This is a genomic window from Spirosoma profusum (genome assembly GCF_014699005.1).
In the GTDB taxonomy this organism is placed as follows: domain Bacteria; phylum Bacteroidota; class Bacteroidia; order Cytophagales; family Spirosomataceae; genus Spirosoma; species Spirosoma profusum.
Map to the genome: position 1 here is coordinate 83,356 of NZ_JACWZY010000023.1, position 13,623 is coordinate 96,978.

General features: G+C 47.9%; 6 protein-coding genes. 5 read left to right on the forward strand and 1 reads right to left on the reverse strand.

Going from position 1 to position 13,623, the window contains the following annotated elements; all coding sequences use genetic code 11:
• The first annotated feature begins 192 nt into the window (after nucleotides 1-192).
• Entirely contained in the window at nucleotides 193-870 is a 678-nt protein-coding gene (locus tag IC229_RS23530) for a LexA family transcriptional regulator (protein ID WP_190889479.1), read from the forward strand.
• Nucleotides 871-940: 70 nt separating this feature from the next.
• Here IC229_RS23530 and IC229_RS23535 read toward each other — a convergent pair whose 3' ends face one another.
• A complete protein-coding gene (locus tag IC229_RS23535) occupies nucleotides 941-2,728 on the reverse strand; it encodes an ABC transporter ATP-binding protein (RefSeq protein ID WP_190889480.1) in 1,788 nt (595 codons plus the stop codon).
• Between the two features lie 213 nt (nucleotides 2,729-2,941).
• Between IC229_RS23535 and fusA the strand changes: the two genes are divergently transcribed.
• From fusA to IC229_RS23555, 4 genes are all read left to right on the forward strand, one after another.
• Nucleotides 2,942-5,053: an elongation factor G gene (gene fusA / locus IC229_RS23540; protein WP_190889481.1), complete on the forward strand. Its 2,112-nt coding sequence runs from the start codon at nucleotides 2,942-2,944 to the stop codon at nucleotides 5,051-5,053.
• A gap of 246 nt (nucleotides 5,054-5,299) precedes the next feature.
• Nucleotides 5,300-8,719, forward strand: coding sequence for a VCBS repeat-containing protein (locus IC229_RS23545; protein ID WP_190889482.1), 3,420 nt, complete (start codon nucleotides 5,300-5,302; stop codon nucleotides 8,717-8,719).
• A 69-nt stretch (nucleotides 8,720-8,788) separates the two neighbouring features.
• Complete coding sequence (locus tag IC229_RS23550) at nucleotides 8,789-12,154, forward strand: VCBS repeat-containing protein (protein WP_190889483.1); 3,366 nt, start codon at nucleotides 8,789-8,791, stop codon at nucleotides 12,152-12,154.
• Between the two features lie 97 nt (nucleotides 12,155-12,251).
• Nucleotides 12,252-13,604, forward strand: coding sequence for a vanadium-dependent haloperoxidase (locus IC229_RS23555; RefSeq protein WP_190889484.1), 1,353 nt, complete (start codon nucleotides 12,252-12,254; stop codon nucleotides 13,602-13,604).
• The last annotated feature ends 19 nt before the right edge of the window (nucleotides 13,605-13,623 follow it).

Below are 13,623 nucleotides of genomic sequence, written 5' to 3' on the forward strand. Positions count from 1 at the left end.
TGATAGGCACATAATTCTACCTATAGGTAAATTTATTCAACGTTTATGTAAGAAAGACCCATCTACGAAGGCCACATATTTATATTTGCAGTATATTTGCTGTAATACAAGTGTAGTACACTTTATTATTCTTGAAGTTGCCAACTTCTCAGGCAGGAGTACCCGTAAAGTTTCCCAAAAACCACTAGTGCTGTGACTATCCAGGACCGATTAAAGCACGTCTTTGACGCTCTAGGCATAACTATCTATCAGATTGCGAAGGAGTTAGGCGAGAACCCTTCAAAATTCTACAATATTTTGAACGGTCGGGCAAAACCATCGTATGACACCATCATGAGTTTGCTGGCCTGCTATCCGCAAATCAGTTCCGATTATCTGATTCGGGGTAAACTACCGATCTTAAACTCGCCGGAAGCAAACGCCCGCATGGTTTCTGCTGACGAAGATTCCCTGGAAGTTCCCTTTGTTCCGGTTAAGTTCTACGCCAGTTTCGTAGAGAGCTATGCTGATGGGTCTTATGGCGCTGATACCGAGATGTTCCGGGTACGTAAGGCGGTTATGAAAGGGCATAAACAGGCGGTTGTGCTGGAGATTTCGGGGAATAGCATGAGCCCACAACTGGCCCACGGTGCCAAAGTGCTGGCCGTACCCGTTAGCGAAACTAACTGGGAATATCAGTCAGGTGGCGTGTATGCGGTGATGTATCGCGATTATTTTGTCGTGAAACGTATCATTGACAACGAGCTTTTAACCCGCAAATACCTCACGCTTCACTCCGACAATCCAAACGGCGGCAACGTAACGGTTTCTCTCAAGGACATTCGCGGCATCTGGAAAATCGTCTCCATCGTAGAAGCGCCGGTAGAATAGAGACTTTAAGTCAAAAGTCGTCAGTCAATAGTCGATAGTTGTCAGGAATTATTAAACTATCGACTACTGACTACCTGACCAATTCCGCCTGCTCCAGTACGTCTTTCTGGTGCGCCCACATATCCTGAAAAATGGCGCTACGTTGGCGAAGGGTCGAGAAAGTGCCTTCATCTACGATACGTCCATCCTGCATAATATAAATGTAGTCGAACAGAGGCAGTAGATGAAGCCGGTGGAGCGTAGAAGCGACGGCTTTATCTGCAAATTCACGTAGTAGTGCCCGGTAAATTTCCAGCTCGGTTTTTGGGTCGACGCTGCTCGTGGGCTCATCCAGTAAAACGATGTCGCTGGTGCGGGCTGCTAATACGCCACGGGCCAATGCCAGTCGTTGCCGTTGTCCACCCGACAGATTCACACCTTTTTCCTGAATGTTCGTTTCGAGGCCGTTTGGTAGTTGCTTCACTACGTCCTCGAAACGCGCTATCCGGCATACTTCACGTATCTCATCCTCGCCGAAAGGCAACCCTAACGTAATGTTGTAAGCAATTGTGTTCTCAAAAATTTCGGGTTCCTGCGGAAACAACGTAACGGTATTGGCCACAGCGTTCAGGTCAGAAAATAGTTTGCCACTTACCGAAACTGATACACCCGATTCAGGCTGGTATAAACCACGTAGCAATGTCAGTAACGTACTTTTCCCAGAGCCACTTTCGCCAATAAATGCTACACGTTTCCCTCGGCTGATGCTTAATCGCACATTACTCAAATTCGCGATTTTGCGTGATTCACCTGTTACGTTACGTCCGTGCGAGAAGTTGAGTTGTGCAATGTCAATCGTGCGCCAATTATCAGGTAACTGCTCTGACTCAGGATGTTCATAACTTGCGTAAGCTTCGCTGATGCTACGTGCCGTCTGCACATCGGTGTTGTATTTCACGATTTCCGTGTACTGCCAGGCTACGTCATGAAACACGCTGGTAAACTGGTTCACGTAGCCTAGCAACGTAACGAGCCCGCCCACCAGAAACACCTGCCCCGGCGTGTAGTTCTGATACACATAACCTGCAGCCATTACTACGTAGATTAGGCCGACGAGCAGACTGGCGGCAAACCATTTCCACTCGTTTATCTTTACCTGCCGCATAAACGGTGGAAAAACATCTACGATTTTCAATCCCAAACTTGCCTGAATGCGTGCTTCCAGACGTAGCGTAATGACCGTAATGATATTAGACAAACTATCGAACAACGTAGCAGAAACTATGTGTTCCCGCTCGTTGGTTTCGTCAAGGGCCTTTATGAACGGTCGGTCGAAACGTAGTATTACCCAGATGGTCACTACACCTAGCGCTACGCCAATCAGTCCGAACAGGGGTGAAAAATACAGCATGGCCCCGAACGAAAAGACGAACTTCGCCAGTGCCTGAAGATAGATGAAGCCATCCTGAAAAAAGGATTTCAGCGCGTCGTAAGCTTTTCGGATACGGTTAATAGTTACGCCACTGTGATGGTTTTTGTGCCAGCCAACGGGCAGATGCAGCGTCTGGTGAAATAATTCGTCCAGAAAATTGCGGCTCAGGTTAAATGCCAGTCGCCGTTCCATAATCCGGGCTGGTCCGTGAAATACCCATTCAAGCATTTCCAGTCCCAAATAACCGCCAGCGTAAAGCCATGCCAATCGCAGGATCTCTACATTGGGTTGCTGGAATTGTCCCACAAACCAACCAAAGAGTAACGGCCGTAGTGCCGCTACTACGTTGGCCAGAATAAACAGCACGTAAACCAGCACATATTTCCGTTTTTCGTGGCGGGCATATGTCCAGGCCGTGCGAAGTAAGGCAATGTACGGATTTTGCATGATTCTAAGGATAGTCCCATTTTTTGAGACCTAATCACTCTTTAAATGGACAAAAAAGAAGAATAGTTTCCCTTATATTCTTTACGTATCAGTTGCTTTTCTGATTGAATTTCAGTAATTTTGCGACCTAATTTTGAAGAAAAGCCTCTGTTACAAACAGCAACCCTCTTCTTATTCAATTTAGAAAAACATAACTATCAGTATAACAAGCTAATGGCTCGCGATTTAGCATTTACGAGAAACATCGGTATCGCTGCCCACATCGATGCGGGTAAGACGACCACCACCGAGCGGATTCTCTATTACGCCGGGGTAAGTCACAAAATTGGTGAAGTGCACGACGGTGCTGCCACCATGGACTGGATGGAGCAGGAACAGGAGCGCGGTATTACGATTACTTCGGCCGCTACCACTGTTGACTGGACCTACCGCGACAAAAAATACCACATCAACATCATCGATACCCCTGGCCACGTTGACTTTACGGTTGAAGTTAACCGTTCGCTACGTGTACTCGACGGGCTGGTGTTCCTGTTCAGCGCCGTTGATGGCGTTGAGCCTCAGTCAGAAACCAACTGGCGTTTGGCGAATAACTACAACGTAGCACGTCTGGGCTTCGTGAACAAAATGGACCGTTCGGGAGCTGACTTCCTGAATGTGTGCAAACAGGTAAAAGAAATGCTGGGTAGCTACGCCGTGCCTCTTCAGTTGCCGATTGGCGAAGAAGATAACTTCAAAGGCGTGGTTGATCTGGTTAACTTCCGGGGTATCGTCTGGAATGAAACCGATAAAGGCATGACGTTCGAGGTGGTTCCCATCCCTGACGATATGCTCGAAGAAGCTACTGAATGGCGCGAGAAATTGCTCGAAGCCGTAGCCGAATTCGACGATCATCTCATGGAGAAGTATTTCGAAGATCCTGAGTCGATTACGGAAGACGAAATGCTGTCCGCTCTTCGCAAGGCAACGATTGCCATGAAGATTGTGCCTATGCTTTGCGGCTCGTCGTTCAAAAACAAAGGCGTGCAAACCATGCTCGACTACGTAATGGCCCTGTTGCCATCGCCGATGGACAAGGAAAGCATTAAAGGAACGAACCCTGACACGGGCGAAGAAATTGCGCGGAAGCCATCGGTAAGCGAGCCTTTCTCGGCGCTGGCGTTTAAGATTGCTACTGACCCTTACGTTGGTCGTCTGTGTTTCGTACGTTCGTATTCGGGTGTACTTGAGTCGGGTTCATACATTCTGAACAACCGGTCGGGCAACAAAGAGCGGATTTCGCGGATTTTCCAGATGCACGCCAACAAGCAGAACCAGATCGAGCGTCTGGAAGCGGGTGACATCGGTGCCGTAGTAGGTTTTAAAGATATCAAAACCGGCGATACGTTGTCAGACGAGAAACACCCAATCGTTCTGGAGTCGATGGTATTCCCCGACCCGGTTATTGGTTACGCTATCGAACCGAAGAAAACCGCCGATCAGGACAATTTCTCGAAAGCGATTGGTAAGCTGATCGAAGAAGATCCAACGCTGAAAGTTGAGTCGAATGATGAGACTGGCCAGACCATTATCCGTGGTATGGGTGAGCTTCACCTTGAAATCATCATCGACCGGATGCGTCGGGAGTTCAAAGTAGAAGTGAATCAGGGTGCTCCGCAGGTTGCTTACAAAGAGAAGCTTACCAAAAACGTTGAACACCGTGAAGTATACAAAAAACAAACGGGTGGTCGTGGTAAGTTTGCTGACATCGTGTTCGAACTCGGACCACGTGACGCCGACGAAAACGGTGTTACGCCGGCTGGCTTACAGTTTGTGAACGGTATCGTTGGTGGGGTTATTCCAAAAGAATTTATCCAGCCTGTTCAGAAGGGTTTTGATGAATCGCTGAAGAATGGTCCATTGGCAGGCTTCCCGCTGGAAAGTATGAAAGTTCGGCTGTTCCACGGTTCATATCACGACGTTGACTCCGATTCGCTATCGTTTGAGATGGCAGCTCGTCTGGGCTTCCGTGAGGCTGCCCGTCAGGCAGGCCCAAAACTGCTCGAACCAATCATGGCGGTTGAAGTACTGACACCCGAAGAATACACCGGTCCGATCACAGGTGACCTGAACCGTCGTCGGGGTGTGATGAAAGGGATGGACTCGAAAGCTGGTTCGCAGGTTATCAAAGCTGACGTACCACTATCGGAACTGTTCGGTTACGTAACGGACCTTCGGACGATGTCTTCCGGTCGTGCAACGGCTAACCTGACGTTCTCGCACTACGAGGTTGTGCCACAGAGCATCGCTGATGACGTAGTAGCAAAAGAAAAAGGAACCAAGTAGTAACAACTAAATCGGTTTATAAATACAAAAAGGGATACCTGTTATGCGGGTATCCCTTTTCTCTTTAAGACGGGCAATGTAAACTCATTAAATTACCATTTATATGGGCATTCTTACTTAGACTCTCCCGGTAAAAAGGGGGAATACTCCACGTCATTTATTATTTTTACAATCCTTTTTCTTAAACTAGTTATACTCTTTACCTCAACGCTCTTCTGACATTCGATTTATTCTTAATCTGTGCTAATGCGCATTAGTTTGTTTATTCTGGTAATTGGCTTGTTAGTTGGTTGCCGTTCGGGTCAACAGACGCCGACTGACCCACTCTTTCAGAAACTACCAGCCGACGTAACAAATATTAATTTCGCCAACGTAGTAACTGACGATAAAGACTTTAACATTTTCAATTATCGCAATTTCTACAACGGCGGTGGCGTAGCCATTGGCGACATCAACAACGATGGTTTTTCGGACGTATTGCTCATTGCCAACATGGGCGATAACAAACTTTACCTCAACAAAGGCAAAAAAGGGAGTGCTCCCATGCAGTTTGAGGACGTAACGACCAAAGCCGGGGTGGGCGGTAAACGAGCCTGGAGTACTGGTGCTACGTTCGCCGACGTCGATGGTGATGGCCGACTGGATATCTACATCTGCAACGCGGGCATTCGCGATGGCGACGACCGGGCTAACGAACTGTTTATCAATAACGGAAACGACGCCAACGGAGTCCCTACGTTTACCGAACGAGCGGCTGAATATGGCCTGAATGATCGTGGCTTCTCAACCCACGCAGCTTTTTTCGATTACGACCGCGACGGCGACCTCGATATGTATCTGCTGAATAATAGCTTCCTGCCGGTAGGTCGGTTGGCGTATGCGAATCTTCGTGCGCAACGGGATTCGCTGGGTGGCCATAAGTTGTTTCAGAATATGGCCGTCGAACTTAGTAAGATGGGGGCACCTAAGGAGAAACCTTCGACCCAATTTGTCGACGTATCAGAAAAGGCGGGGATTTACGGCAGTCTGATTGGCTTTGGTCTGGGCATTACCATTGGTGATGTTAACGACGATAACTGGCCCGATATCTACATCTCCAACGACTTCTATGAACGCGATTATTTATACATCAACAACCACGATGGCACGTTTAGAGAGTCGATAAAAGAAGCCATGCCCCACACCAGCCTTTCATCGATGGGGGCCGATATTGCCGATGTCAACAACGACGGTCGACTGGATATTTTCATTACGGATATGCTGCCCGGCAATGACGTACGGCTGAAAAAAAACTCTACGTATGAAGGGCACGACCTCGAAGTGATCAAGCATGATCGCGATTTTCATTATCAGCATATGCAGAATATGCTGCACCTGAATCAGGGAAGTCAGTCGGGCAATGGCGGCCTACCCGTTTTCAGCGAAATTGCCCGTTTTGCAGGTGTTCAGGCTACGGATTGGAGTTGGGGCGCGTTGATTTTCGATATGGATAACGATGGCCGCAAAGACATCTTCGTGGCGAATGGTATCGCTAAGGACGTAACGGATCAGGATTTTGTGAATTTTCTGGCCGACCGCGAAAATATGGCACAAATTGCCCGTCAGCGGAAATTCAACTTTAAGGAGTTTCTGGATAAGGCCCCTTCCGAAGCAATTCCAAACTACGCTTTTCACAACGATGGCAACCTTCAGTTTTCTAATAAAGCCGTTGAATGGGGCTTATCTGAACCCGATTTTTCGAACGGGGCCGCTTATGGCGACCTCGACAACGACGGCGATTTAGATTTGGTGATAAATAACATGAATGCTCCGGTAGCTGTCTACCAGAATCAGTCTGTTAATAAAGACAAAACCAATTATTTTAAAATAAAACTGGAAGGAAAAAACCTCAATCGAAACGCCATCGGTGCTCGTGTTTTCCTCCACCAACCGACTCAAACGCAGGTTTTGGAGCAAATGCCAAATCGAGGCTTCGAGTCATCCGTAGACCTGAATTTACTTTTCGGGTTAGGTGATAAACCGGCAATTGACTCCGTAGTGGTTGTCTGGCCCGACGACCGCATGCAGACGCTACGTCAGCCGAAGGCCAACCAACTCCTGACGCTACGTTGGCAGGATGCTAATCAGACGTGGAAACCGTCAGCAAATCAGGCCAAACCGCTTTTCGTGGATAATACGTCCAATTCGAGCTTAAACTACGTTCACACAGAAAGCAATTTTGTGGATTACAACCGCGATGCACTGCTGAAACAACAGCTTTCTACGCAGGGACCAGCTTTAGCTACAGGCGACGTCAACGGTGACGGTCTGGAGGACGTATTTTTAGGGGGAGCGAGCGGGCAGCCGCATCGCTTATTTGTGCAGCAGACAAACGGAAAATTCATCGACCGAACGCCCGCTGCTATGCGTCAGGACACTACGTATGAAGCCGTCGATGCGGTTCTGTTCGACGCTGACAATGATAAAGATCTCGATTTATACGTAGTGTCAGGGAGTAATGAGTTCACAGCAGAAGCTGACGAATTGCTCGACCGATTTTACATAAACGATGGGAAAGGTAATTTTTCACGCTCGGGAAGTGGTTTGCCTGCCCTGAAAGCCAGTGGTTCCTGTGTGGCAGCTGCCGATTTTGACCGCGACGGCGACATCGATTTATTTGTGGGTTCGCGGCTGATTCCGAGTCAGTACGGCTACAGTCCGCCAAGTTTTCTGCTCAGCAACGACGGCACCGGGAATTTCAAGAATTACACCAAACGCTTTCTCCCCGAAGCCGACCAGTTAGGTATGGTCACGAGCGCTACGTGGGCCGATCTCAACGGCGACCAATATCCCGAACTGATTGTGGCGGGTGACTGGATGCCGATAACCGTTTTCGAGAATAAACGCGGCCGTCTGGCTCAGAATCCAGCGATGACTATTACGTCGCCAACGGGCGAGGTTTTAAAAACAAACGGCTGGTGGAACTGCATCAAAGCAGGTGATGCCGATGGCGACGGTGATCTGGATTTAGTAGTAGGCAATCTGGGGCTTAATTCACGGATTCGCGCTACGCAGACAAAACCTGCGGAACTCTACATTGGCGATTTTGACCAGAGCGGTACTATCGAGCAAATTATCAACTGCGCCGATGAAACGGGTGAATTATACCCAATGGTGCTGAAAAACGATTTGCAGAAAGAAATGCCCAGCATCAAAAAGAAGTACGTGAAATTCAGTGATTACGCCGGTAAAAAGATGACCGACATACTGGACGAAACGCAGCTAAAACAAGCTGTCGTTCGTCAGGCTTATACTGCTGAAACCTGGCTTTTGCTTAACGACGGAAAAGGCAAAATGACCGCACAGGTGCTACCCGCCGAAGCTCAATACTCACCCGTTTGTGGAGCTGTTTTCTCGGATTATGATCACGACGGACGTACTGACCTCATTCTGACGGGGAATTTTCTGGACGTATTACCCGAAATTGGTCGTTACGATGCCAGTTACGGCGTTGTGCTACGTAACATGGGGAAGGCGGCTAACGGCACCGTTACGTATGCGTCCATTAATCCGGCTCAGTCGGGCTTTTTCGTTCGTGGGCAGGTTCGCCGGATGGCGCGGTTGGCGCAGGGCCAGCTTATTCTCGCTAAAAACAACGACCGTGCACAAATTTTTTTAATGAAGTAGTGTTACGTAGTGAGAAGTGGCAGACGAACCAATCTCGCTACGTAGCACTGCCTGCGCTTTTTTTTACCTATGATACGTATTGGTTTCTTTCTGGCAGTTGTCGGGCTCACCCTGTCGGGGTGTGGTTCGTTCAATTCTGAAAAACAGCTTTTTCAAACGCTCGATTCGACGCAAACAGGAATTGGCTTTGTCAATAAGCTGGTTCCGAACGACAAAATTAATATTCTCGATTACCTGTATTTCTACAATGGCGCCGGGGTTTCGTCGGGAGACATCAATAATGACGGCTTAATCGACTTGTATTTCGTTTCTAATCAGGGCAAAAACAAATTATACCTGAATAAAGGCAATCTCAAGTTCGAGGACTTAACAGCGAAGGCGGGCGTGGAAGGCTTTTCAGACTGGCAAACGGGTTCCACTATGGTCGATATTAACGGCGATGGTTTTCTGGATATTTACGTGTGTGCTGTCGGGAATTTTCGGGGGCTGGAAGGTTCCAATGAATTGTACATTAATAACGGTGATGGTACGTTCACCGAGAAAGCCGCCGATTACGGGCTGGATTTCACTGGTTTTTCGACGCAGGCTGCATTCTTTGATTACGATCATGATGGCGATTTAGACTGCTATCTGCTCAACCATGCCGTACATACGTCGCGTAGTTACGACCGCGTAAGTGCCCGTAATTTTCGCCACAACGAATCCGGCGATTATCTGTACGAAAATCAACTCATCACGAAAGCCGGTAAAGCACCCGCTGAAAAAGTTACCCGTTTCGTAAACGTGAGCGAGGAGGCCGGGATTTTTGGTGCCGCGATGGGCTACGGGCTAGGCATTTCGGTGGCCGATATGAACAACGACGGTTGGGAAGACCTGTACATTTCCAACGATTTCCACGAAGACGATTACTATTACATCAATAACCGAAACGGTACGTTCACTGAAAGCGTAAAAAAAGCGTTTCAGCACGTGAGCCGTTTTTCGATGGGAAACGACGTAGCAGACGTCAATAACGATGGTTTTGCCGACGTAGTGACGCTCGATATGTATCCCGAAGATGAAACCGTAGAAAAATCCTCGCTGGGCGAAGACCCGCTCGATATTTATCTCTACAAGATGTCGTACGGCTACATGAATCAGTACAGCCGCAACTGCCTTCAACTCAACATGTCGGGAAAGAAATTCGCGGAAATTGGCGCAATGGCGGGTATAGCTGCAACCGACTGGAGCTGGTCGCCATTACTGGCGGATTATGATAACGATGGTATAAAAGACCTGTTCATTTCCAACGGTATCGTTCACCGGCCCAACAACCTCGATTATGTAAAATTTGCGGCCGATGATTCGCTACGTTATGCGATGGAAACGTCAAAGTCGCTCGATGTGCGGGCCGTTAAACTCATGCCCGATGGAAAAGCGCACAACTATTTATTTCGGGGTACTACGCCGTTGCGGTTCGATGATAAGTCGAAGGCCTGGGGGTTCGAGACGCCCAACTATGCCAACGGCGCTACGTATGCCGACCTCGACAACGACGGCGATCTGGACCTGGTTACCAACAACATCGACGATCCGGCAAGCATTTACCGGAACGATGCCAACGAAATTTTCCCCGACAACAAGCACCTGACTTTCAGACTAAAAGGCGATTCACCAAACGCATTCGGTGTCGGGGCTAAAGTTATTCTGAAGTATGCCGATACGATTCAAGTGCAGCAACTCATTCCTACACGGGGGTTTGAGTCGTCTGTAGCTCCGGAATTACTTTTTGGCGTCGGGAAACGGGCAACTGTTGATACGTTAATTGTGATTTGGCCCAATCAGCGGATGGAAATACGGACGAACGTTACGACAAATCAAACGCTGGTTTTGAAACAAACCGATGCCCACCGAGACGCCACTACGTATCAATTTACAGCACCAAAAGCTAAGCCTCTCTTTGCTGATTTGACGACTACGGATTCGATTCCGTATCGTCATCGGGAAAACCTGAATTATTTCGATTATGTGCGGGAACCACTTATGCCTTTTCAGGTATCGACCGAAGGCCCGCATCTGGCCGTTGGTGACGTCAACGGCGATGGATTGGCCGATATGTATGCGGGTGGCGCCAAATGGGTTCCGGGTAGTTTATTGCTTCAGCAACGTAACGGTACGTTCGCGCCTAGTTCTCAGCCAGCCTTTGTTCGTGATTCAACTTATGAAGATGTCGATGCCGCTTTTTTCGACGCTGACGGCGATAAGGATCTGGATTTATACGTAGTGTCGGGCGGCAATGAGTTTTACGGCCAAATGCCTGAACAATTTGATCGATTGTACCTGAATGACGGAAAAGGAAATTTCAGTCGAGAAACCAACGCGCTGCCACCCATGTATGACAACAAAAGTTGCGTACGTCCCTTTGATATCGATCAAGATGGTGATCTGGATTTGTTTATAGGTGGTCGCGTTGTCGGTTTTGGCTATGGAAAATTACCCAATTCGTACCTGCTGATCAACGACGGTAAAGGGAAATTTACCGACCAGACTGATAAATTGGCCAAGGATTTACGGAAAGCGGGCATGATAACGGATGCCGTCTGGGCTGACTACGACGGAGATAAAGACACCGATTTGGTTCTGGCAGGCGATTGGATGCCCATCCGTATTTTCGCGAATAACAAAGGGGCTTTTGAAGAAATCCGCTCAATCACTACCGATGAAACGCCGTTGAATGGCTTCTACCAACGTATCATCGCGGCTGATTTTGATAAAGATGGTGATATTGACCTGATGGCTGGGAATTTGGGCACCAATACCAAATTCCGGAAAACACCTGATTCACAGCTACGTATGTGGGTGAAGGATGTCGATAACAACCAGAGTATCGAGCAAATTATTGCCTACAATCGGGGAAAAAACTGGTATCCGCTGGCGTTTAAAGACGAGCTGGGAAAACAATTGCCCGGCATCATCAACAAACGCTTCACCGACTACGTATCATTTGCTGGAAAAACACTGGACGATGTGCTAAAAGACGATGAACTAAAAGAGGCTGAAGAACGTAGCGTTAACCAGTTTGCATCAATCTATCTGGAAAATCAGGGGGGTAAGTTTGTATTACACGAACTACCCATGATGGCGCAGGTGTCGAAACTGTTTGCCTTGCAGGCCATCGACATCGACCAAGATGGCGATCTGGACGTAGTAGGCGGAGGCAACTTCTACGGTGTCAGTACGTATCAGGGCCGCTACGACGCTAGTTATGGCCTGGTGCTACGTAACGACGGCAAAGAAAATTTCACGGCTCTGTCACCGATTGACAGTGGCTTCCTGTTGAATGGGGAAATTCGTGATATTCGTCCTATTATAACCAGCCAGGGTCTGTTGATTATGGTAGCCAGAAATAACGCTGGTATTCAAATTTTTAAACCTATGGCAGCTTCGGCAAACTAAAGCCTGCCCACGACTTGTCCAATAATTTCCGTTAATTTTGTGAAACTGGAACAGCCCGCAGTCTGGCCTGTTCAGGTTTTAACTTGTATTAACCCTTATGAAAGCTTTCGTTCGATTTAGTTGTCTGTTTATACTTTTCCTAGTCGGGTTTGTCGGTTGCAAAAAGTCAACTCCAGCCGAATATAACGCCAAAGCCGCCAATCCTGAATATTATAACGCAGCCCTGAACAAGCTGACAGACGTTATTATTCACGATATTTTCTCTCCGCCAGTAGCCAGTCGGATTTATTCATACGCCAATCTGGCAGGCTATGAAGCGCTCGTGCCTTTCGATGCGCAATATGAATCGTTAGGTGGCAAGTTGAAGCGGTTTCAATCGGGTCCGAAACCAGAGCCTGGCAAAGAATACTGTTTTCCATTGGCCAGTACAAGAGCTTTTCTTACAGTGGCACGGGCACTGACGTTTTCAGTCCCTTTTTACGATGAGTTCGAGAAATCATTCTATGAGCAGTATAAGAAAGACGGCGTACCAGATGAGGTGTATGAACGCTCGATGGCTTACGGAGAGGCAGTTGCTAAGCATATTCTAGATTATGCGGCCAAAGACAACTACAAACAAACACGCGGCTTTAAACATACCGTTACGAACGAAGAAGGAACCTGGGTACCCACGCCACCAGCCTATATGGATGCGGCTGAGCCTCAATGGAATAAAATTCGCTGTTGGGCAATGGATACGTGCAATCAGTTCATGCCACCTCGCCCATCGGCCTACAGTTTGACAAAAGGCAGCCCCTACGAAAAAGAGCTGGATGAGGTGTATCAGACCGGGAAAAATCTTGATAAACAAAAACAAGATATTGCCTATTTCTGGGACGACAACGCCTTTGTTATGAACGTAGCAGGGCACGTAACATATGCCAGCAAAAAAATGACACCAGGTGGTCACTGGCTTGCCATTGCCCAAACGGTAACCCGTCTGAAAAAAATGAATATGATACGTACTGTTGAAGCCTACGCGCTGACTTCGTTTGCGCTGAGCGACGGATTTATTTCATGCTGGGACGAGAAATACAGAACCAAAACCGTTCGCCCTGAAACAGTTATTAATAAATATATCGACGCCAAGTGGACGCCCTTTCTACAAACGCCCCCATTCCCCGAATACCCCAGCGGACACAGCGTGATTTCGACGGCAGCGGCTACGGTGCTCACTCAGCTTATAGGCAATAACATTAATTTTACAGACTCAACAGAGTTTAAATACGGTCATGGTGTGCGCTCATTCACGTCTTTCCGACATGCAGCGGATGAAGCTTCCATTAGTCGGATGTATGGTGGTATTCACTACCGTTCGGCCCTGGTGAATGGGCAGGCAGAAGGCGAAAAAGTCGGCAAATGGGTAATTGAAAAAATCAAGGCCCGAAAATCGGACGTTGCTGTTCGATAGATTTTTCTGTGTATAAAGT